Source organism: Dyadobacter psychrotolerans (assembly GCF_004349265.1).
Lineage (GTDB): Bacteria > Bacteroidota > Bacteroidia > Cytophagales > Spirosomataceae > Dyadobacter > Dyadobacter psychrotolerans.
Genome location: NZ_SMFL01000002.1, coordinates 875,882 through 894,724 on the forward strand (window position 1 = coordinate 875,882; position 18,843 = coordinate 894,724).

General features: G+C 42.6%; 29 protein-coding genes and 1 tRNA gene. 24 read left to right on the forward strand and 6 right to left on the reverse strand.

The window, feature by feature from the left end; all coding sequences use genetic code 11:
• Positions 1-33 precede the first annotated feature (33 nt).
• The 9 genes from E0F88_RS07475 (at position 34) to E0F88_RS07515 (ending at position 5,097) form a co-directional block, all read left to right on the forward strand.
• Entirely contained in the window at positions 34-585 is a 552-nt protein-coding gene (locus E0F88_RS07475; RefSeq protein ID WP_131957588.1) for a Gp138 family membrane-puncturing spike protein, read from the forward strand.
• A complete protein-coding gene (locus tag E0F88_RS07480) occupies positions 582-941 on the forward strand; it encodes a contractile injection system sheath initiator (protein WP_131957589.1) in 360 nt (119 codons plus the stop codon). Before E0F88_RS07475 ends, E0F88_RS07480 begins: the two co-directional genes overlap by 4 nt.
• 42 nt (positions 942-983) lie before the next feature.
• Complete coding sequence (locus E0F88_RS07485; RefSeq protein ID WP_131957590.1) at positions 984-2,138, forward strand: baseplate J/gp47 family protein; 1,155 nt, start codon at positions 984-986, stop codon at positions 2,136-2,138.
• Positions 2,138-2,875, forward strand: a complete 738-nt coding sequence (locus E0F88_RS07490; RefSeq protein WP_131957591.1) for a baseplate wedge 1 family protein — start codon at positions 2,138-2,140, stop codon at positions 2,873-2,875. Before E0F88_RS07485 ends, E0F88_RS07490 begins: the two co-directional genes overlap by 1 nt.
• An 8-nt stretch (positions 2,876-2,883) precedes the next feature.
• Positions 2,884-3,576, forward strand: a complete 693-nt coding sequence (locus E0F88_RS07495) for a gp53-like domain-containing protein (protein ID WP_131957592.1) — start codon at positions 2,884-2,886, stop codon at positions 3,574-3,576.
• 8 nt (positions 3,577-3,584) lie between these two features.
• Positions 3,585-3,995: a tail fiber assembly protein gene (locus E0F88_RS07500; RefSeq protein WP_131957593.1), complete on the forward strand. Its 411-nt coding sequence runs from the start codon at positions 3,585-3,587 to the stop codon at positions 3,993-3,995.
• Between the two features lie 65 nt (positions 3,996-4,060).
• On the forward strand, positions 4,061-4,378 hold the full coding sequence (locus E0F88_RS07505) for a hypothetical protein (protein WP_131957594.1): 318 nt from the start codon (positions 4,061-4,063) through the stop codon (positions 4,376-4,378).
• A complete protein-coding gene (locus E0F88_RS07510; RefSeq protein WP_131957595.1) occupies positions 4,379-4,873 on the forward strand; it encodes a lysozyme in 495 nt (164 codons plus the stop codon).
• Complete coding sequence (locus E0F88_RS07515; RefSeq protein ID WP_131957596.1) at positions 4,873-5,097, forward strand: hypothetical protein; 225 nt, start codon at positions 4,873-4,875, stop codon at positions 5,095-5,097. Before E0F88_RS07510 ends, E0F88_RS07515 begins: the two co-directional genes overlap by 1 nt.
• A 145-nt stretch (positions 5,098-5,242) precedes the next feature.
• Here the strand turns inward: E0F88_RS07515 and E0F88_RS07520 are convergent, their stop codons facing one another.
• The 4 genes from E0F88_RS07520 to E0F88_RS07535 all read right to left on the reverse strand — a co-directional run bounded on the left by E0F88_RS07520 (position 5,243) and on the right by E0F88_RS07535 (position 7,103).
• Positions 5,243-5,689, reverse strand: a complete 447-nt coding sequence (locus E0F88_RS07520; protein WP_131957597.1) for a hypothetical protein — start codon at positions 5,687-5,689, stop codon at positions 5,243-5,245.
• A 166-nt stretch (positions 5,690-5,855) separates the two neighbouring features.
• Positions 5,856-6,104 (reverse strand): hypothetical protein, encoded by a 249-nt coding sequence (locus E0F88_RS07525; RefSeq protein ID WP_131957598.1) that lies wholly within the window; start codon positions 6,102-6,104, stop codon positions 5,856-5,858.
• Between the two features lie 18 nt (positions 6,105-6,122).
• Positions 6,123-6,506, reverse strand: a complete 384-nt coding sequence (locus tag E0F88_RS07530) for a hypothetical protein (RefSeq protein WP_131957599.1) — start codon at positions 6,504-6,506, stop codon at positions 6,123-6,125.
• Between the two features lie 180 nt (positions 6,507-6,686).
• On the reverse strand, positions 6,687-7,103 hold the full coding sequence (locus tag E0F88_RS07535; RefSeq protein WP_131957600.1) for a DUF2958 domain-containing protein: 417 nt from the start codon (positions 7,101-7,103) through the stop codon (positions 6,687-6,689).
• Between the two features lie 151 nt (positions 7,104-7,254).
• Here E0F88_RS07535 and E0F88_RS33620 point away from each other — a divergent pair, with 151 nt between their 5' ends.
• The 9 genes from E0F88_RS33620 to E0F88_RS07565 all read left to right on the forward strand — a co-directional run bounded on the left by E0F88_RS33620 (position 7,255) and on the right by E0F88_RS07565 (position 10,646).
• Positions 7,255-7,410, forward strand: a complete 156-nt coding sequence (locus E0F88_RS33620) for a hypothetical protein (protein WP_165940011.1) — start codon at positions 7,255-7,257, stop codon at positions 7,408-7,410.
• A gap of 125 nt (positions 7,411-7,535) precedes the next feature.
• Positions 7,536-7,733, forward strand: coding sequence for a hypothetical protein (locus E0F88_RS07540; protein ID WP_131957601.1), 198 nt, complete (start codon positions 7,536-7,538; stop codon positions 7,731-7,733).
• Positions 7,734-7,828: 95 nt separating this feature from the next.
• Positions 7,829-8,143: a hypothetical protein gene (locus tag E0F88_RS07545; RefSeq protein ID WP_131957602.1), complete on the forward strand. Its 315-nt coding sequence runs from the start codon at positions 7,829-7,831 to the stop codon at positions 8,141-8,143.
• A 94-nt stretch (positions 8,144-8,237) separates the two neighbouring features.
• Positions 8,238-8,366 carry a hypothetical protein gene (locus E0F88_RS34510; protein WP_262709867.1) on the forward strand — a complete coding sequence of 43 codons (129 nt, stop codon included), beginning with the start codon at positions 8,238-8,240 and terminating at the stop codon, positions 8,364-8,366.
• Between the two features lie 175 nt (positions 8,367-8,541).
• Complete coding sequence (locus E0F88_RS07550; protein ID WP_131957603.1) at positions 8,542-8,757, forward strand: hypothetical protein; 216 nt, start codon at positions 8,542-8,544, stop codon at positions 8,755-8,757.
• The gene (locus E0F88_RS07555; RefSeq protein ID WP_131957604.1) at positions 8,754-9,065 is read left to right on the forward strand and encodes a hypothetical protein; all 312 of its coding nucleotides are present in this window, start codon (positions 8,754-8,756) and stop codon (positions 9,063-9,065) included. The genes E0F88_RS07550 and E0F88_RS07555 overlap by 4 nt, the downstream gene beginning before the upstream one ends.
• An 82-nt stretch (positions 9,066-9,147) precedes the next feature.
• Positions 9,148-9,297 carry a hypothetical protein gene (locus E0F88_RS33625; protein ID WP_165940012.1) on the forward strand — a complete coding sequence of 50 codons (150 nt, stop codon included), beginning with the start codon at positions 9,148-9,150 and terminating at the stop codon, positions 9,295-9,297.
• A 4-nt stretch (positions 9,298-9,301) separates the two neighbouring features.
• A complete protein-coding gene (locus E0F88_RS07560; protein WP_131957605.1) occupies positions 9,302-9,670 on the forward strand; it encodes a hypothetical protein in 369 nt (122 codons plus the stop codon).
• On the forward strand, positions 9,657-10,646 hold the full coding sequence (locus tag E0F88_RS07565; RefSeq protein ID WP_131957606.1) for a DUF8464 domain-containing protein: 990 nt from the start codon (positions 9,657-9,659) through the stop codon (positions 10,644-10,646). Before E0F88_RS07560 ends, E0F88_RS07565 begins: the two co-directional genes overlap by 14 nt.
• On the opposite strand, the gene E0F88_RS07570 is transcribed toward E0F88_RS07565, so the two are convergent.
• Positions 10,643-12,427: a type IV secretory system conjugative DNA transfer family protein gene (locus tag E0F88_RS07570; protein WP_131957607.1), complete on the reverse strand. Its 1,785-nt coding sequence runs from the start codon at positions 12,425-12,427 to the stop codon at positions 10,643-10,645. The genes E0F88_RS07565 and E0F88_RS07570 overlap by 4 nt on opposite strands.
• Positions 12,428-12,654: 227 nt before the next feature.
• Between E0F88_RS07570 and E0F88_RS07575 the strand changes: the two genes are divergently transcribed.
• Both E0F88_RS07575 and E0F88_RS07580 read left to right on the forward strand, forming a co-directional pair.
• Entirely contained in the window at positions 12,655-12,981 is a 327-nt protein-coding gene (locus E0F88_RS07575; RefSeq protein ID WP_131957608.1) for a plasmid mobilization protein, read from the forward strand.
• Positions 12,978-13,868, forward strand: coding sequence for a relaxase/mobilization nuclease domain-containing protein (locus tag E0F88_RS07580; protein ID WP_131957609.1), 891 nt, complete (start codon positions 12,978-12,980; stop codon positions 13,866-13,868). Before E0F88_RS07575 ends, E0F88_RS07580 begins: the two co-directional genes overlap by 4 nt.
• A 139-nt stretch (positions 13,869-14,007) precedes the next feature.
• On the opposite strand, the gene E0F88_RS07585 is transcribed toward E0F88_RS07580, so the two are convergent.
• Positions 14,008-14,081 (reverse strand) — tRNA-Met (locus tag E0F88_RS07585).
• A 196-nt stretch (positions 14,082-14,277) separates the two neighbouring features.
• Here E0F88_RS07585 and E0F88_RS07590 point away from each other — a divergent pair.
• From E0F88_RS07590 to E0F88_RS07605, 4 genes are all read left to right on the forward strand, one after another.
• A complete protein-coding gene (locus tag E0F88_RS07590) occupies positions 14,278-14,670 on the forward strand; it encodes an START-like domain-containing protein (RefSeq protein ID WP_131957610.1) in 393 nt (130 codons plus the stop codon).
• The gene (locus tag E0F88_RS07595) at positions 14,670-16,163 is read left to right on the forward strand and encodes an LptF/LptG family permease (protein WP_131957611.1); all 1,494 of its coding nucleotides are present in this window, start codon (positions 14,670-14,672) and stop codon (positions 16,161-16,163) included. Before E0F88_RS07590 ends, E0F88_RS07595 begins: the two co-directional genes overlap by 1 nt.
• A gap of 104 nt (positions 16,164-16,267) precedes the next feature.
• Positions 16,268-16,543, forward strand: coding sequence for a 30S ribosomal protein S15 (gene rpsO / locus E0F88_RS07600; protein ID WP_131957612.1), 276 nt, complete (start codon positions 16,268-16,270; stop codon positions 16,541-16,543).
• Between the two features lie 116 nt (positions 16,544-16,659).
• A complete protein-coding gene (locus E0F88_RS07605; RefSeq protein WP_131957613.1) occupies positions 16,660-18,795 on the forward strand; it encodes a polyribonucleotide nucleotidyltransferase in 2,136 nt (711 codons plus the stop codon).
• Positions 18,796-18,843 lie beyond the last annotated feature (48 nt).

Below are 18,843 nucleotides of genomic sequence, written 5' to 3' on the forward strand. Positions count from 1 at the left end.
AACGACCTTCTGAACAGCTTTAAGTCTGAAATCATGCACGACATTAATTGTGTGCAGATCGGGATTGTTGAGCAGTTCAATGCGGAGAGCCAGACGGCTACAATTCAACTGGCCTTAAAACACATTATCAGCATTGCCCCAGATGGAACACAAACCCTCAAAGAGCGTCCATTGCTCGTTCAATGCCCTGTTATGGTGTTGAGTGGTGGCGCTGGGCACATTGGTATGCCCGTTTCAAAAGGTGATACCTGTATCGTTTTATTCAACGATAGGGAGATAGACAACTGGTTTACGGCTGGTGGCGTTCAAGCTCCTTCATCTGACCGGACACATGACCTGAGTGATGGTATTGCCATTGTTGGAATACGCAATTCCCAGAACGCTATTGCCGGGTACATGAATAATAGTATTGAAATACGCTATGGCAGCACAAGTTTAATGGTAAAAGGTGCAGGGGTTGTGATAAATAAGCCACTCACATCAGGAATAATCACCGCGCCCGCCGCAGTATTTGCCAATGGTGCAACGGGTACTTTCTCAACCGTGACAGTCGCAAACGGTATTGTCACCGGAGGAACCCCATGATCTTTCGCAATCTTGACGAAAACTTCGATTTCACGTTTGGAAAGGGCAAATCGAATTACCTGTCCGAAGTTGACGCCATCGGCCTACATATCAAAACCCGTTTATTAAGCTGGGTAGGGGATTGCTTCTTTGCTCTGGAAGACGGCGTTGACTGGGTAAACCGTTTGGGCAGTAAAAACCAACGTGCCTTGCTTGAAGCCGACCTACGAAGAATAGTTTTGCAATCTGACGGGGTTACAGGCATAATCAGCTTCGACACATACCTGAATGCTGCAAACAGAGACTTTACAGCCTCTTACAATGTAACCACGGTATATTCAAGTGATTTGAGCGATACCTTACAAGTTGGGAATTAGATGCCTGATATTCTGAATAGCACCGGATTAACCGTTAAAACGATGGATGAGGTTCTTTCGGATTTGGAAACAGGCTTCCGTGATATTTACGGCGAAGATATCAACCTTGACCAAAATTCCCCTGACGGCCAGATGATGAACATCTTTGCACAAGCGGCTACGGATTTGCGCGAAGCACTGTTGGGAATTTACAACAGTTTTAACCCCAATAACGCTATCGGTACAGTCCTAGATCAGCGCGTTCCTATCAATAATATCGCCCGTAAAGGCGGTACGTTTACCATCCAGCCAATTGATATTACAGTTGACCGTACGGTTGATCTGTCCGGCTTGGACGCTGATTTTACTGAAATAAACGGAACGGGATTTACAGTTCAGGATGACGCAGGGAATAAGTTTATTCTTGTGGATAGCACTACTTTAACTGTTGGCACCACTTCCTTAAACTTCCGCGCCCAACAAATCGGTCTTGTGGAAACCACGGTTGGAACCATCACAACCCAATCAACAATCGTTTTGGGTGTGACGGCCGTAAACAATTCAAGCGGTGCGTTACAGGTTGGTCAGAACGAGGAAACCGACCTTGAATTGCGTATCAGACGTGAGCAATCCGTTGCCTTATCTGCCTCTGGTTACCTGAATGGCCTATACGGTACAATCCTGAATATTGATGGCGTGACCGATGCAAAGGTTTACGAGAATTACAGTGATGTGACGGACAGCAACGGTATTCCAGCCCATGGAATTTGGGTAATTGCCGAAGGCGGAGCTAACGCTGATATCGCCGAAGCCATCTATAATAAAAAGTCCTACGGCGCAAACATGAAGGGAACGGTTGCTATCCCTGTCACTACCGCCAGCGGTGATACATTTACAGCCAGATTTGACCGTCCAGTCGCTGAAAACCTCTATATCCGTTTTGACGTACAGCGTACCGTAGCTGGTACGTCAGTTGATTCCGCTGGCATTAAGCAGTACATCGTGGATAATCTCGAATACAACATCGGGCAATATGCTGAAACCTCCCGCATTACAGCCGTGGCGCTTTCCGCTATCCTTGCCACAGGTGGTTCTGCTGTCCCGGTAAATGTTGAGATTTCAAAGAACGGGTCTTCATGGTTTGATTATCTCACTCCAACAACCCTAAGCAGCCAGTTTGTTTTAGACGTTACCCGCATAGCCGTTACGGTGCTTTGATGAGTGATCTGACGGAATTTTATAAAAACCTTCTGATAATTCAGTATCACAATAAACCCAAAGCACAGGCGACAATCGGCCTTTTGATTGACAGTCTATTGGCTGACGGGATTATTTTCGATGTTCGAGATGGCTTTGATATTGAAACCGCAGTTGGCGCACAGCTTGATGTTATCGGCCTTTATGTGGGAATTGACCGTTTTTACACTGGTCAGGTCTTGACCGGGTTCTTCTCATTTATCAATTATGATGAAGTCGCATCCCCTCCGGCTGGCAGGATTGGTTTTTCCAACTATTCCGACTTTGACACCAAGCCCGGCAAGTTCCTTGATTACGACAGTGTGTTAAGTCAGGGTATGGTGTTGTCTGATGATGCCTACCGTACAATACTGAAGATGAAGATTATTCAGAATAATAGTAATCACTCCCACAAGAGCATTGATGACAGTATGTTCGCGTTTTTCGGAAATACCGTTGTTCCTGACAGCTCTGGGAACATGGTAATGAATTACTTTGCCAACGGACAACAATCTGTTATATTGACCGTAGCCATCCAAAAGAACGTCTTACCGCGTCCAATGGGTGTCAGGTTACAGTATATTATCGAGCAAGAAGAGCCGTTCTTTGGTTTTGCTACATACGATGGATATTCTGACAAAATTATGGGTTTCTCGACCTACGCCGATTTCGACACCTTGCAAGGTGAAGTTCTTAACTATGATAAGCTGATGAATTAGGAGATTTGATGCCACGCATTACAAGAAAAACCCAAAAAGTCTTTGCATCCGGCGCAGCGAATAATGGTGTGATTGGTTCTGCCGCTGATGGAACGAAAGTGCTAAGCACTGACCTAGTTACGCTTCAAGCCAAAGCAGCCTATCTAACCGGATTAAACGCTATTACCATTTCAGGCCAGAGACTTCCACCACTGGAAGAAATTCAGGCGCTTCATTATATTGAAACATCCCAAATCGCTTATGTTCTTCAGGAGGGCATTCCGGAATACGACACAGGAACCACTTATTACCAAAAGAGTATCGTCAAAGCCCCCGGTACAACTCAATTGTATTCTTCTCTGACTGATAACAACACCGGGAATGCCCTGCCAACATTTGGCACAAATAACACCAATTGGCAGTCACTTACCGATTTTGGAACAGGCGCACAATCTCTAACAACAAACGGATATAAGATTTTTCCGGGTGGCCTGATCGTTCAATGGGGATATGCTAACACCTTATCAACCAATCCTGTGACAGTTACCTTTCCTATTGCATTTCCGAATGGTGTTTTGTCCATGGCACACGTTAATCGTTTGGCTGATGTAGTGACCTATTTTGGAGCCTCGACACTCACTAATTTTACTGCGACCATTAGACAAGTTGATGCTGCCTCACCTTTTGGTGCTAATTTTAATTGGATTGCAATAGGATATTAGGAGATATCATGACAGAAAAAATCGTAGAAGATAACGTTGACAAGATTATTAAATACGGCGTATTTGATGAAGACGGTCTTCCTCTCGCATACTATTCCACAGATGTGCATGATGATATTCCAGAAGAATCCATAAAGCTAACCGATGAGCAATGGCTCGATTTAGTGAATAATGCCGGGCTTAGAAAATGGGATAACGGAAGTGTTGTAGAACACATTCCAGCCCCGCCGACAATGGAAGAAAGATTGGTCTCTATTCGCGCCCAGCGTGACCATTTACTTTCTGCTAGTGATTGGACAATGATATCAGACAGTCCTTTAACATCCGCTGACCAGAAAGCTTGGAAAGCATACCGCAAAGCACTTCGTGACATTACTGATGACGTAAACAATATCGTTTGGCCTACAAAACCAGAATAATTAATGTGAGATAGCCTTTGCCAAGCAATACACCATCCCCTGATTTATACGGCCTAATGTTCGGGATGAATGAGGTATTAGGTAGAAACACTGCAATGCTGGCAGATGTTAAAGACCACGTTGATATTATCAAAAGCATTCAGGCGACACAGGTTGTTGAACTAGCACAGTTCAAAATGACCATGACCACCATGACAACAGACATTGCCGAGATGAAAGCAACCTGTACACTGCATGAGGCCCGAACAAAAAAGCTCGAAGACGAAAGTCTGGAACGCAAGACAAAACTGAAATTTCTGGCAGCTCTCTGGGGTGGTGGAACGACCTTACTTGGCGGTATCGTCTTATATGGCCCTAAAATGCTTAAATTCTTGGGGTGGTAAATGATAAGCTCACAGACAATTAAACGCGGTGCAGCGGCTGGTACTATCGCCGGGATGCTTGCAATTGCGGTTCCTGTTATAGGTTCGATGGAAGGTGTTTCTTACACTCCTTACCGCGATTTAGCTGGAGTGCTTACTATCTGCCACGGGGAAACCGAAGGTGTTAAGCTTGGACAAATTGAGACAGCCGAATCCTGCTCACTGATGATGAAAGCCAAACTTAAAATTGTCGGGGCGCGTGTTGACAGCATGGTACAAACCCCCATGTCAAATGAGCGCTTTGCCGGACTGGTGTCATTGTCCTACAATATCGGACTGGGTGCGTTTAAAGGCTCAACGCTTTTGAAGCGCCTGAACAACAAGGACCCGAAAGCTTGTGATGAAATTATGCGCTGGACGTATGTAGCAGGGAAGAATTGCACAGTAAAAAGTAACGGCTGCTATGGTATAGTTGCCAGACGTAAACGTGAAAAACTGTTATGTGAGGCTTCCTGATGTTTCACATTAAAGACATTCTACTGGCAATCGTGGGCGTAATTATCGGCCTGAATATCGGATACGCAACCGGACACTGGATTGGTGTAGACAAAGGTAAATCCCAGCAAAAGACCATCACAATTGAAAAGATCGTACAGGTCAAGGAGAAGCAACGTGAAATACGCAATAATCGCCCTGATGCCCTTGGTGTTATCAACAGGTTGCAGTCCGGTTCATTTTAACAGCCAGCCTGACGTTATCGCATACAGTCCAGCGGTTCAAAAAGAAGCCGCTAAGGAAATGTTAGGCGGTATGTGTCCTGTCTTGTCAAACACATTTATGCCCGACTATCAAGTAATGAGAGATCAGGCTAGAGTAAAGTAAAAATTACTTTTCCGCATATAGATTATACATTTCATTAAATTCAGCATGAAGTTTCATCAACTCTTGTTTCAAATTATGAATATGCTTTGTGCGTTCCGATAGGATATTCACTGGATTATGTTCGATCAGGTGATGCTTTTGGTTGAATGCATCGATGAGTACATCACTGTTGAGTAGAAATTCCTCCGTTTGTATTTCAGCAATTTTAGACTCAACCTCTCTACTTTTTTTCCAAGTTTTCAGCTTATTCTTATATAGAATAATCTCCTCTCTTCTTTTTTCACTGTTTTCTTCCAGTTTGATAATACCAGCCGCTACTTGATCGGTTGTACCATGGGCATCAGGAAATAACTCCATGCTTCTGATATCACTGAAATAACCTTCAATCCTGATCTCATTGATCCTGATCTTTTCTTTCAGGTCATATTCTTCATTTAACACATTTTCCATACTAAACGATAATTTATACATCAAAAACAGTAGTATACGCAATTAGGTTCATCAGGCACTTTAATCCAGTGGACACGCACAATACTGGCGCACCCACTGGATACGGTTGAAACTAAGCGTCAGGTGTTGGCACATGACAAAATGCGTCAAAAGAAATGCGGGTAATTTACTTTTCTAGTTCAGCGAGTTGATTTTCTAAGACTTGTAAATCCTCTTTGTGCTGCATCAATTCAACTTTAAAGCGTTGAATTAAGCCCCGTTCTATCGATATATTGTTTTTACCTTTGATGTTTACATTGTGTTTGGCAAATACCGCGAGTTCCTCGGCTGCAGTTATTGCCTGTTCGCTTTTCCATATATTGTCCTTCGCAATGATAATTTGTTTTTCAAGGCGCTCTATCTCTTCAGTTTTCATACAAATCAATTCGTTTACTTAGACAGGGAATTTATAATTTAATTTTACTTCCAATTCTCTCTTTTCCTCGTTTAAAAGATAAATCTGCTGACTTGTTGTAACCATATCGACATAGTAAATACTGGAAAACTGATCCAGCTTAATATTTACAGGCTCTACATCACCCATCTCCGCATCAAAACTTGTAATGAAGCCTTCATAAAGCTTATTGATGTGGCCGTGATATATTGCCATAATATTGTGTAATGGAACTAGAAGCTGATTGATCTGGGCATACCGGGGTGACTGTCCAATTGTGGTTATATTTTTTACTGGATAATTTTTAAAAATAGTAACGTAGCTACTCTGAATATCAGCTATTATTTTTTTCTGAATTCCTACTTGGTAATCAATGTCTTCCATACTGTATTAATTTAGTTAGATTGAAATAAGCTAACTATTTATTAAATCTAATTGGTTCCATTAAATAGGATTATTTTTTTAAATAAATCTATTTAACGTAGTGTAGAACTTATTTGTATTGAATTATTGCAAGAACAGTCTTGTAATAATTTTAATTGTAGAAAGCCTACTAAATCCATTCTACAAAGGCTCAGAACCTTTCTGTTTCTTCATATACCGAACCGCCTCTTCCAAGGAATCCTTGTCTTCGCAAATCTCACCGAACATCCGTGCCGCTCCTGTATATACCGATAGCGGGTGAGTAGCTTCAAAATGCAAATCCTTTTCAACCAACGGCATTCCATTTGTAGCGTGTTTAACTGCTTCAATCTCTGGGATGTACACATTGCCAAGCTCCGGTTCACCAAAGCCCAGATCACACAAACCAAACGCCAACCCCTCATAGAACGGGGATAGCTCTGTCAGTAACCAGATAGCGCGGCCATTGGTGGTAAACAGCTTTACAACAGGGTTAGGGTCAATCTCATTGCCTTGGTCGGTGCGAATACCGTTATCACGCAGGGCTTTTTCTTCTTCGGGAGTGAAATATTTGTACATGGATGCTCCTTTGTTCCCGGCAGTATAGAGGCTCACCGTGCTTCGCACAAGAATGTTTTCGGGAAGAAGTAATTTAGGAGATATCTGGCACAGAATTTGATGTTGATAATTGGTTCAGCACGGAGTTGAATCATCTTAACCTCAACGCATTATGGGAACTTTAGAGAATTTGAACAAAAAGCAAATCGCGGACAAAAAAGAAATTGCTGACGAGATGCGGAAATCAGATGACGAGAAGCAGCATGAACGGGCTAAAAAACTCGATCAGGAAAGAAAAGGACAGGAAGCGAACGACACCACAAAATAGATTAATTAAGGGTAGCAAATAGCTGCCCTTTTTTATTTTAAAATAATATCACTTTTCTAGAATAAAGGTATTGACAATACAATCCCCAAATGGTACGGTATGTCTACCAACCAAGGAGAAACGTAATGCAATCAATCGAAATCGACCACAACAGCCACACAGTAGAAGTCTTTTATTCCATTGCTCCGTCAGAGCGTGATTGCGGCATTTACGGCGGCGCAGAGATCGAAGACGTGAAACTAGTCTACAACGGCAAATCCCGTTCAATCCAGACCACAGAAGCTTTTGACGATTACGTTAGGGAGGTGATTGACAATGGATGAGTTACGCGCCTTAACCCAAGCCGTGATTAACGCACGGTTCTACTTTTCTACACCCTTCTTTACCAACACCTACAACGAATTTATGGAGAATATGAATGACTGAAATCAAGCACACCCCAACACCTTGGAAAGTCGGAGATAGCAAAAAGGACGGAATGTCATTCACAAAACAAATTGAGTTTTCCGGCATGGGAAGGACTTCTATTGGATTTGTGGAAGCGCCTTCATCGTCAACGGTCATGATGAACCAAGCCGAGGCAAACGCTGAGTTTATCGTACGAGCCTGTAATGCCCACGAAGACAACCTAAAACGATTTGCTCGTATCCGCCAAATTGCAGAAGGTAACGGATATGATGAAATCGCTGAAATTTGCAACGAGGCGTTTTCCCAAGAAAGTCAGGCTCAATAATGCCTGAATTAATCCACCTATCCATTGCCACGCTGTTTATCGTATTCTTTGTTCCGGCTCTTGTCTTATTAACACCATTGAATAGGATATTTAAATGACCCGCAAAACATACCTCAAAGGCCTATACGACGCCTTATCAGAACTGGAAGGCAAAGAAGACTGCAAGACAGCAGCCCAGATTATCCGAACACTTATCATGAAGCAGGAAAGGAAACGCAGATGACTGAAATATTGGAATGTGTAGCATGTTCAAAAGCTGCAACTCATACTGTTCGTATTGAGAATGGCTACATGCAGGGGGATGCAGATGTCTTTAAAGTTTGCTCTCGGCACTACGGTCAAGTGAAGGCAAAACAAGAAGACGTTTTCTTTAAACAAATGAATAGAAAAGCTAAATCATGACCAAAAACTACATCATAGCTATCCTGCTTGCCCTTTTCATTGGCACACTTCCCTTGTCGTACGTTGAAGGAAAGCGCCGTGTGCGTATCGCAATTGCCGAAACCGTAACACAATGGCCGGAAGCACAAGCCTCATACAGCGTCAAAGAGCGTGACCAGATCGAGAACGTGCTTGCCGTAGCCATGCCCCAATTTAAGGATATAACAGAATGACCCAAAATAAAATGCTGGATGTAATTTACGCCATAGAGCGCGCGGACTACGATAGTTTTTACACTGATAGCTATGGGCAGGTATGGTTTGCATCTGTTAATGAAGCTGATGAAGAGGCAGAGAAGGTTGTGAAGTATATCCGTGCTGATATTGTTGATAAATTAGCCGATGCTTTGAAATGGTACGCAGAAAAGTCAAAATTGATGCAGGGTTCTCAAGAGCCTGCCGATGTATTCATGAATCATGGCAATGGAATTGAACACGAGCCAGCTTTAAAAGCACTAACCGAATACGAGGCATCCAAATGAACACCCTTACATCCATAGCCGTCACTATCGCATGTGCGCTGTTGCTATACAGCATTTATTTAATACTTACCGGAGTGGAACTATGATACTAAAATATATACTGTTCATCGGAAGCATTCTGCTTCTTTCACTGGCCGACTGCGTTTTGAGCGACTTTGACCTGCACCCGAATTGGGGAATAACTGCATGCGCCGCCGTGATTAGCGGGATTTTTACCTCGAATAAGGAATAGAATTATGACTGACTCTGAAATAATATTAAAAAGGATCGAAACTGTTAATGTGAATGATAAGGAAGCACTAGATCGTCTGGATGTTGACATTTACGAGTACATTTTTAGGGAAAATGGGTATCAATCCAGAGTTGCAATATCATTAGGAATTCCATCAGGTTTGCCACAATATACTCGTAGCCGTGATACTTTAAAGGCAATACGTCCTGAGGGGTGGACTTTCCGAATATTTCAAGACATGAACTTAAAATGGCAAGCTTGTTTATACAAAACTGGTTCTGCGTTCTTTGGTGGTATGACTATTTGGTTTCCAACGGAGGAGCTGGCAGAACTTCATACAGTAATCCAAGCCATAGCCCATGAACGTCAATGACGCCAAAACCATCTTAATCACTGACCTCGCTGAAAAGCTAGGCGCGCGGTTCGACCGCCGGACGAAGCCACATGTAACAGTGTGGTATTCGCCTTTTCGGAATGAAAAGACGCCATCGTTCCATATCAACGAGCGAACCAACAGGTTTAAAGATCACGGCCACCATCGGCCAATGGGCGACACCATCGACTTATGGCTTGATTACCACGACCTACCCCGCAATGATCCCGAGGCCACCAAACAGGCATTGAAAGCTTTGGAGGCTTTTGATACCATCCCCAGAATAACCCCATACCAGCAGACGAGCGCCGAAGTGACCTATTCAGACGTTTACAAGATCAAAAAGCATTCAGCCCGTTTCACTGACCGCGCTTGTCTAGACGAGTTGGAAAGGCGCAGCCTGTCAAAAACCACGATTGGCAAATACCTAAAACAGGCTGACGTTGAGGTTAACAAGAAGATATTCCGAGCAATTTCCTTTGAAAACGATAAAGGAGGCCATGAAATAAGCACCTACGGTCAATGGGGCGGTAAACCGTTTAAAAACTGCGTTGGCCCGAAAGCCATTACGACTTTCCCAGCGCATCCAGCGCAGACAGAAATAACAGCGTTTGTTTTTAATGGCAAGTTTGACTTGGCTACATGGGATGAGATAAACCACGGCCAGAAGCCAAACGAGGAATTTATATGCAGCAACGGCGACAGCTTGCTTGGTGAAGTAGGGGCGTATCTGCTGTCCAAAAAGGACGTAATAAAGCTTGTAGTGCTGTTTCCAGATATTGACCCGTCAGGTGCAGGCGAGAAAGCCATGCATGCCCTCGGCTCCATTTTAGAAGCTGAGGACATACCATTTGGCTTTAATGAGGATTATTTAGGCTTTAAAGATTTGAGCGCCTATTATATGCGTGACAAAGGCTACCAGAGCAGCCAAGGCACTTCAAACCAGCCTAAAAACACGCTTAAACCTCGTTTTTAATCCGATACGTAATATGGGTTTTTATCGGCCCGGTCTTGTATAACGCCCATCTCGTAATACGGGAACTTCTCAAACACTGCAATTGGCCTTTGCTCAATGAAGGTGAATATTTTATCGTTTGACCCCCTTCTGATTTCATCCGGTGTCATTAAAGCTCGTGCTTGCGGGTTTCCCTTGTCAGGTCCGATAATACTCCTATCATAAACCATATACGTTGATTGCCCTGCCATTTTTGAAACATATTCCGCGGTAAAGTTATCTCCCACACCAAAAAAGTGTTTAGCTGTTGCCCCTGCCATGAAAACTTCCCAGCCATTGCCGTAGATATCCTTTAACTGACTTAGACTTTGGAGAATGGGCCACAGGGATATATTGTACCCTGCACCCATAGCCATGAAACTGCTTACATCTTTGATTTTCCCCAAAGAACTGAATTCGTCTAGGATGAAGGTTACCTTTTTATCTCTGTTCCTGACAACCGCCCTAAGTGATGTGGCAACAACGAGCCGTAACCATTTGGATTGACTATCCATTTTATCCGGTGGGATTATCACATATAGCGAGGTATTTCCTTTAGAAAGCTCTTTAATATCAAAGCTGGAACCCGATATTGACCCTTGAAGCATGGGTGACTTTAGAAAGTCCGTCTGTGAATAACAGTTTGACATTATGCTTCCATGTTGTTTAATCGAGTTATTCATGGTGTTTTGGGCTTCATTCGCTGACAGGCTCACAATCTCGTTATCGGAGGCAACCATATCACCAAGCAATTCCTTAAAGCCATCATCATCCATCCGCAGCCACCGCCAAACAGTAGTAAGTGAGCATTCGCACTTTCCTTCCGCACTCTCTAAAACGCAATGAATTATCAGCGCATTAATAATTGATCTTGCCCTATTGTTCCAAAATGGGTCATTCGTTTTTTCATCACTTGGCACCATCATTTCAGCAATCATGGCCGCATCGTCAGAAAGTGCTTCCGGGTCGTCCGAAGGAATGATATCAAGGGGATTGTAAGTGTCAGGACTATTTGAATACACCTTCCACGGGTCAATTATCCGAACATGTTTTCCCGTTTCCCGTTGATATCTAGCAGTGACAAACGCGCACTCTCCTTTTGGGTCAATTACAAACCACGATCCTTCATAACCACCAGCGCCTAATAGGTTGGGTGCAATGAGGTTTGTGAATTTTCCAGAGCGCGTTCCTGCCACCGTGATTAAGTGTCCTTGTTTAGAGTAGGTATAGCCGCCGCCAATGTATATTCCGTTGTTCCCTTCCAAGTCGGTGAGTTCGCCAGCGTCCGCAAATTTAGCCGAACCAAACTTGTTCATGCTGGTACGCAGAGAGAACATCTTACCCCGCCATAGCTCAAATTTTCTAAGTACGGCCAAGCTAATAAGAGCGTTGGGAACAATCCACACGACAACAAATACAACCACAATTCTAAAGAGGAGGCCGGGGCCTTGCCCTTTATTGTAGGTGATTAAAAACAACAGACCAAAAAACAAAATAACCGCCAGAATAAGCGCCCATACCACCGCAGCAAAGAGCTTCATTGACTGCCTTGCAAACGGGTGAAGTGGGTTAAGTGTCGGTGGTTCATTCAAATGAAATAGCTTCCGATTGTATGCCCTCACATATCCCCACAGAGCGCCGCCAAGGGTTATGGGAGTGAGTAACGTACCGATCAGCAGGAGTTTTAATTTGGCCTTTCCCTCTGGGTCTGGCTTGGGCTTGAGGAGTTGATATACCTCTTCCGGGGTAAGTTTGAAGAACATAAATAGGGAGGCTTAAAGTGAGTTATCAAGGTATCGAATTATTCAGTGTTATTTTGTAACCGACTGAAAATTATTTTGTTAGCAGCAGGGTAGGGGTTGTACTGGGGTGGATTTTATTCTATATTGCAAGACGTGCCTGATGTGTATGAAAACTCGCGTTATTCCTCCTCATAAGGCAATCTTGTAAGGAGACGTTACACTCTCCCTTAACCCTCACGTTACAGACCATGGCCCGACCTAAAAAGATAGAGCAGCGCAAAAAACGCATTCATGTTTGTTTCTCCAACACAGAGCATGAAGCCCTGTTCTTGCAGGCAAAAACCCGTGGAATTAACGTATCTGAAATGATCCGTTTGGATGTTTTGAATGTCCGACCCACCAAGAAGGTTGCGACACCGTTGAGGGAACAATTGATAAACGGGGTATCTGCATTGCAGCAGATCGCGCAGACTGTTGAAGCTCTCAATGGTAAGTTTACCAATGAGGCATTGGTTATGCTGAGAAATGAAATTATCGTAGCCGGGCAACTTATTTCTAACGGGTTGAAAAAATGATAATCAAAGGGGCTTCCCGAGGAAATGCAGAGCAGTTGGCTGATTACCTTTTGACCATGGGTAATAATGAAGAAATTCGAGTTTTCGGAATTGAGGGTGCGACTACTGACGACTTGAAACAGGCCGTTATTGAGATGGGCAGATTTGAGGAAATCACTAAAAGCAAGAACCCGGTATTTCATGCTATCATTCGTCCTTCACATGCAGAAAGTTTGGTTATGCCTGACGAGCATTGGTTGCATTCCATTAAGACCCATCAAAAGAATTTAGGGTGGGAGGGCCAGCCTTGGGCAGGGGTGATGCACAAAGATGATGACGGTTGGCACATGCATGTTGTTCATCAGAAGTACGACCCAGCAACAGGGAAGATGCGCAGAGACAACCATACACATCATAAAAACGATAACACCCGTGAGGAGCTGGAAATTGAGTTTAATCACCCACGTACACCACGCCGGAATCTTGACAGACCTGTGTTAACCAAAAATGTCATAGAGGCTTGGCAGGCTTCAAAAGATGGGCCGGAGTTTATAAAAAACTGTCGTGTTCACGGTTACACGATTGCGTTTTCAACTACCCGCCGTCCATATATGATTATTGACGAAAAAGGCAGAAGCTTTGACTTGATGAAAAAACTTGTTGATAAAGAAGCAAAATTTTCTGTCCGTACCAAGCAAATGCGGGAACGTATGAAAAATATGGAGCTTCCCCTAGACAAAGTTGTCATCAAGGAGATCCGGGCTAATCAAAAAGTTTATAAAGCGGCCCACGAAAACAAAGAATTATTTGAAGACATTAAGCCAATTGAAACGGATAAAGCGAGGCGTAAACGTGAATTCTTGGGAAAGTTTACGGCCCGCGACCGTGATAAGGATCATGAGCGGTAAGAACTATTGACTATTAAAAACTGCTTTTCCGGCCCAGAAACAAGATTTTTAAAGATTTGTCCAGATTTTTAGAAAGTTGAATGTGTGTGATTTATGTGTGACTGAAAACAAAAAAGGCCTCAAAAGAGGCCTCTATTCGTAGCGGGGAGCAGAATCGAACTGCCGACCTTAGGGTTATGAATCCTACGCTCTAACCATCTGAGCTACCCCGCCGTAATTGTGGTGCAAAAGTATGTTAAAATTTTTTATCCTGCAACCATATTTATTAAATTCACCACAAAATTATATTTAATAAAAAAAGCAAAGTCTGATTTACTGCTTTATATAACTGAATTATGCTATATTACAACTTTGAAATCAGCTGGTAAAGTATTCGCTGGTCAGATTAACTCTATTACATTTTGTTCGTATGGAAAAATATAAGTTTGTAACCGAGTTTGAACTACGCTCTTCACCAAAAGTGTTGTTCCCTTATATATCCACGCCGTCGGGCCTGGAACAATGGTTCGCAGAAAAAGTAACTGTATTGCCGGATCATCGTTTTGATTTCCAGTGGGATGGAGACAGCCACATTGCCAGGCAGACCGGTCTTCGTATAAACAAAGGAGTAAAATTTGAATTCGAACATACCAGTGAAGATGATCTGGACAATAATCATGTGGAACTAAAACTTGAGGTAAGCGATTTAACACAGACTACCTTTTTACGCGTTGTAGATTATTCTGCTAACCGTGATCAGGCAGAGTTGGATTCGCTCTGGCATGGGTTCATAGATAATCTTAAAGAAATAGTAGGGAGTTGATGAAAAAGCTTGATAAGCTTATTTTAATGTCCTTCTGGGGACCATTTATAATTACCATGTCCGTTGTGGTTTTCGTTTTTTTAATGAGGATCATGATTTTTTATATAGATGACTTTGTCTCCAAGGATCTCGGTCTTTTGGATTATGCACAGTTATTTTTCTTTTTTAGCCTCATCACCGTCCCGACAGCCCTGCCGCTGGCCATGTTGCTTTCGTCTTTAATGGCTTTTGGTAATCTTGGCGAATTCTTTGAACTTACAGCAATCAAAAGTGCAGGCATTTCTGTTACCCGTGCAATGGCGCCTTTGTTTATCGTTGCGATCGGGATCAGTATATTCTCTTTTTACTTCAATGACAGAGTTTCACCCTGGGCAAATTTGAAGGGTTATAGTCTGTTGTATGATATAAAGACCACCAAGGCTACATTAAAAATTAAGGACGGAATTTTTTACAATGACCTTCCGGGTTACAGTATAAAAGTCGATAAAAAAGAAGAGAATGGTAAGCTTGTTGGTATGGTGATCTACAAACATTCTAACCGGTCGTACGAACTGGGAAATACCGAAATTATTCTTGCAGATTCGGGTAGGATGTACTCCATTAATGATAACCGTTACCTGGTAATTGAGTTATACAATGGCACACATTATACTGAGGTAGCAGGTTCCGGTGCTGCGGGAGCGTCTTATATAGCGTCACCAGGTTTGCCTGGAACAGTGGTTTCAAACTTTCGGCGGGACGCTTTTGATCACTATAAAATGACCGAAAGTTTATCCTCATTTGGTATGAAAAGGACCGATGAGGGCCAGTTTAAATATCACGAGTTCATGAAAAATATAGGTGATCTTACTTCTACGGCAGATTCTTTAAGAAAATCTTACGATCAGACGCAGCAAGATCTTGTTCCCAACAGTCAGCAGTATTATTCATATAATTATAGAACCGGTTCGGATCAATCGATTAAAAAAGGGAAGTGGATCGATTCGCTGCTTGCTGTGCCCGTAACTGATAGTTTGAAAAAAGAGATTTTCACCAATGCAAAAAGTGCGTCGGCGAGTATGCTGAGCTATGTAAATTCTCAGTCCGATTACCTTCAGACCAAACTGAAAGATGCCAACAAATATGAATTGGAAAAGCATCATAAATACACCCAGGCGCTGTCATGCCTGATTATGTTTCTGATTGGCGCTCCTTTGGGGGCAATTATAAAAAAAGGTGGATTTGGAGTTCCTGTTTTGGTTTCTATCCTGTTTTTTATTCTGTTATATGTACTAACCAATCAGGGTGACAAATGGGTGAAGGAAGGATTGCTTGTAGTGCCGGTAGGAGCGTGGCTTGCCAATACAATTTTGCTGCTTACAGGATTGTATTTTGTTGACCGCGCCCGGAGTGATTCGCGGCTTTTTGAAAAAGATGTTTACCTGATGTTTATCAAAAAAATAAAAACAAAGTGGACAAGTAGATTTGGAAAAAAGGAGCTTATCCCATCATAGTTAAATTATATTTTTATTAAAGAGATAAATTCTGTAATTTTGCAACCTTATTTACAGCAGGGTGCTGTAAAATACTCATAAATATTTAATCTGTCGTTACAATCATGTATTTAACCGCGGAAAAGAAGAGAGAAATCTTCGAATCTAAAGGATTTAAAAAAGAAGGTGGAGATACCGGTTCTGCCGAATCTCAAATTGCGTTGTTTACTTACCGTATCAATTATCTGAACGAGCATTTAAAAACGCATAAAAAAGACAACGATACCAGATTAGGCTTGCTTAAAATGGTAGGAAAGCGTAGAAGATTGTTAGACTATCTTTTCAAAAACGACATTAGCCGCTACCGTGCGATTATTGCCGAGTTGAACATACGTAAGTAATTATCGATCAGGGAACTTCTACTAGACAGTTCCCTGATTTTTTGCATTAATTTATCCCAGAGTAACTTTGGAAACGTAGTTCAACGTTTCAACAGCTTTTCAAACAATATATATCTATGCTATTTAATATAGTTAACAAAACTATAACTCTTCCTGACGGTAGAGAAATTACAATTGAAACAGGAAAATTAGCGAAACAGGCAGACGGATCGGTAGTGGTACGTATGGGTAATACCATGATTCTTGCCACTGTGGTTGCTAATAAAGACATAAAAGAAGGCCTTGATTTTTTACCGTTATCCGTAGACTATCAGGAAAAATTCGCTTCTGCAGGTAGAATTCCGGGAAGTTTCATGCGTCGTGAAGGTAAACTTTCTGATCATGAAGTATTGGTTAGCCGTTTGGTTGACCGTGTTTTGCGTCCGTTGTTTCCGGATGATTATCATGCTGAAACGCAGGTAAACCTTATTTTGATCTCAGCTGATCAGTCGGCTTTGCCTGACGCGCTTGCTGCTTTCGCGGCTTCTGCTGCGCTGATGGTTTCGGACATTCCTTTTGCAGGGCCGGTTTCTGAGGTGCGTGTAGCCAAAATCGATGGTAAGCTGGTAATCAACCCTGGCGCTGCTGAGCTTGAAAATGCGACCCTTGAATTGATGGTTGGTGCTACTTATGACGACATCGCCATGGTAGAAGGTGAAATGGACGAAGTTTCAGAAGACGAGGTAATAGAAGCTCTGAAGTTTGCTCATGAAGTGATCAAAATGCAGTGTCTTGCTTTAAAAGAATTTGAAGCAGAAGCTGGCAAGACAGTTAAAAGAGAATACGTAGGAGATGAGCAGGATGAAGAACTGGAAGCACGGTTGAGAGCATTTTGTTATGACAAGGTCTATGCAGTAACAAAACTTGGTTCAAACAATAAAAATGTTCGTAAAGAAGGATTCAAAGCAGTTTTAACTGAATTCCTTGCAAGCGTTCCGGAAGAAGAAGTTCTTAATAATTCTTTGGTAAAACGTTATTTCGGAGATATCGTTTGGGAAGCATCGCGCCGACTGGTTCTTGACGAAAGAGTTCGTCTGGATGGCCGTCGCCTGGATCAGGTTCGTGAAATTGCTTCCGAAGTTGATTTTCTTCCAAATGCACACGGATCTGCTTTGTTTACACGCGGAGAAACACAGTCATTAACAACTGTAACGCTTGGAACTAAAAATGATGAGCAAATTATAGATACGCCGTTGAAATACGGATACAGCAAATTTTTGCTTCATTACAATTTCCCCGGATTTTCAACTGGTGAAGTAAAACCAAACCGCGGACCAGGCCGTCGTGAAGTAGGTCATGGTAACCTCGCTTTGCGTGCTCTTAAAAAAGTACTTCCTGCGGTTGAGGACAACCCATACACAATCCGTATTGTTTCTGATATCCTTGAATCAAACGGATCTTCGTCAATGGCAACTGTTTGTGCAGGATCTCTTGCGTTGATGGATTCAGGTCTGAAAATTAAAGCGCCCGTATCCGGTATTGCAATGGGATTGATCTCGGATGAAGTGACTGGAAAATATGCAGTACTTTCCGATATCCTTGGAGATGAAGATCACCTGGGTGATATGGACTTTAAGGTTACAGGTACGGAAAAAGGAATTACTGCATGCCAGATGGACATGAAAGTAAATGGTCTTTCATTTGAAGTATTAACCGAAGCTTTGCTCCAGGCAAAAGCCGGCAGGTTGCATATTTTGGGCGAAATGAACAAAACAATAAAAGAAAGTCGTGCAGAACTGAAACCTCACACACCTCGTGCCGTCATAATCAAAATTGACCGTGAGATGATTGGTGCAGTAATCGGACCTGGCGGTAAAGTTGTTCAGGATATTCAGAAAGAATCCGGAGCAACAGTTTCTATCGAGGAAAAAGATGGTGCCGGTTTCGTAAGTATATTCTCTGCCGACAAGACTTCAATGGATAAAGCAGTTGCCCGTATTAAAGGAATCATTTTGGTGCCGGAAGTAGGTGAAATTTATTCAGGAAAAGTGAAATCAATCATGCCTTTCGGAGCATTTGTTGAATTCCTTCCGGGTAAAGATGGCTTGCTTCATATCTCTGAAATCAAATGGGAGAGACTGGAGACCATGGATGGTGTTTTAGAAGTTGGTGAGGAGATTCAGGTAAAATTGGTTGAGGTTGACAAGAAGACCGGTAAGTACCGTCTGTCCCGCAAAGTTTTACTTCCAAAACCGGAGAACAAAAACGCTTAAAACGGTGTTTTTCTAAACAAGGGCATTTACTTGCCGTTATTTATACAT

What these genes read in the sequence shown, in the direction of transcription:
- E0F88_RS07500 (WP_131957593.1), top strand. Translation starts at nt 3,585, where the DNA reads ATGACAGAAAAAATCGTAGAAGATAACGTTGACAAGATTATTAAATAC.
- E0F88_RS07495 (WP_131957592.1), top strand. Translation starts at nt 2,884, where the DNA reads ATGCCACGCATTACAAGAAAAACCCAAAAAGTCTTTGCATCCGGCGCA.
- E0F88_RS07535 (WP_131957600.1), bottom strand. Translation starts at nt 7,103, where the DNA reads ATGTACAAATATTTCACTCCCGAAGAAGAAAAAGCCCTGCGTGATAAC.
- E0F88_RS33625 (WP_165940012.1), top strand. Translation starts at nt 9,148, where the DNA reads ATGATACTAAAATATATACTGTTCATCGGAAGCATTCTGCTTCTTTCA.
- E0F88_RS34510 (WP_262709867.1), top strand. Translation starts at nt 8,238, where the DNA reads ATGACCCGCAAAACATACCTCAAAGGCCTATACGACGCCTTATCAGAA.
- E0F88_RS07605 (WP_131957613.1), top strand. Translation starts at nt 16,660, where the DNA reads ATGCTATTTAATATAGTTAACAAAACTATAACTCTTCCTGACGGTAGA.
- E0F88_RS07565 (WP_131957606.1), top strand. Translation starts at nt 9,657, where the DNA reads ATGAACGTCAATGACGCCAAAACCATCTTAATCACTGACCTCGCTGAA.
- E0F88_RS07510 (WP_131957595.1), top strand. Translation starts at nt 4,379, where the DNA reads ATGATAAGCTCACAGACAATTAAACGCGGTGCAGCGGCTGGTACTATC.
- E0F88_RS07475 (WP_131957588.1), top strand. Translation starts at nt 34, where the DNA reads ATGCACGACATTAATTGTGTGCAGATCGGGATTGTTGAGCAGTTCAAT.
- E0F88_RS07590 (WP_131957610.1), top strand. Translation starts at nt 14,278, where the DNA reads ATGGAAAAATATAAGTTTGTAACCGAGTTTGAACTACGCTCTTCACCA.
- E0F88_RS07595 (WP_131957611.1), top strand. Translation starts at nt 14,670, where the DNA reads ATGAAAAAGCTTGATAAGCTTATTTTAATGTCCTTCTGGGGACCATTT.
- E0F88_RS07555 (WP_131957604.1), top strand. Translation starts at nt 8,754, where the DNA reads ATGACCCAAAATAAAATGCTGGATGTAATTTACGCCATAGAGCGCGCG.
- E0F88_RS07505 (WP_131957594.1), top strand. Translation starts at nt 4,061, where the DNA reads ATGAATGAGGTATTAGGTAGAAACACTGCAATGCTGGCAGATGTTAAA.
- E0F88_RS33620 (WP_165940011.1), top strand. Translation starts at nt 7,255, where the DNA reads ATGGGAACTTTAGAGAATTTGAACAAAAAGCAAATCGCGGACAAAAAA.
- E0F88_RS07545 (WP_131957602.1), top strand. Translation starts at nt 7,829, where the DNA reads ATGACTGAAATCAAGCACACCCCAACACCTTGGAAAGTCGGAGATAGC.
- E0F88_RS07480 (WP_131957589.1), top strand. Translation starts at nt 582, where the DNA reads ATGATCTTTCGCAATCTTGACGAAAACTTCGATTTCACGTTTGGAAAG.
- E0F88_RS07530 (WP_131957599.1), bottom strand. Translation starts at nt 6,506, where the DNA reads ATGGAAGACATTGATTACCAAGTAGGAATTCAGAAAAAAATAATAGCT.
- E0F88_RS07580 (WP_131957609.1), top strand. Translation starts at nt 12,978, where the DNA reads ATGATAATCAAAGGGGCTTCCCGAGGAAATGCAGAGCAGTTGGCTGAT.
- E0F88_RS07570 (WP_131957607.1), bottom strand. Translation starts at nt 12,427, where the DNA reads ATGTTCTTCAAACTTACCCCGGAAGAGGTATATCAACTCCTCAAGCCC.
- E0F88_RS07515 (WP_131957596.1), top strand. Translation starts at nt 4,873, where the DNA reads ATGTTTCACATTAAAGACATTCTACTGGCAATCGTGGGCGTAATTATC.
- E0F88_RS07575 (WP_131957608.1), top strand. Translation starts at nt 12,655, where the DNA reads ATGGCCCGACCTAAAAAGATAGAGCAGCGCAAAAAACGCATTCATGTT.
- E0F88_RS07485 (WP_131957590.1), top strand. Translation starts at nt 984, where the DNA reads ATGGATGAGGTTCTTTCGGATTTGGAAACAGGCTTCCGTGATATTTAC.
- rpsO (WP_131957612.1), top strand. Translation starts at nt 16,268, where the DNA reads ATGTATTTAACCGCGGAAAAGAAGAGAGAAATCTTCGAATCTAAAGGA.
- E0F88_RS07490 (WP_131957591.1), top strand. Translation starts at nt 2,138, where the DNA reads ATGAGTGATCTGACGGAATTTTATAAAAACCTTCTGATAATTCAGTAT.
- E0F88_RS07525 (WP_131957598.1), bottom strand. Translation starts at nt 6,104, where the DNA reads ATGAAAACTGAAGAGATAGAGCGCCTTGAAAAACAAATTATCATTGCG.
- E0F88_RS07520 (WP_131957597.1), bottom strand. Translation starts at nt 5,689, where the DNA reads ATGGAAAATGTGTTAAATGAAGAATATGACCTGAAAGAAAAGATCAGG.
- E0F88_RS07550 (WP_131957603.1), top strand. Translation starts at nt 8,542, where the DNA reads ATGACCAAAAACTACATCATAGCTATCCTGCTTGCCCTTTTCATTGGC.
- E0F88_RS07560 (WP_131957605.1), top strand. Translation starts at nt 9,302, where the DNA reads ATGACTGACTCTGAAATAATATTAAAAAGGATCGAAACTGTTAATGTG.
- E0F88_RS07540 (WP_131957601.1), top strand. Translation starts at nt 7,536, where the DNA reads ATGCAATCAATCGAAATCGACCACAACAGCCACACAGTAGAAGTCTTT.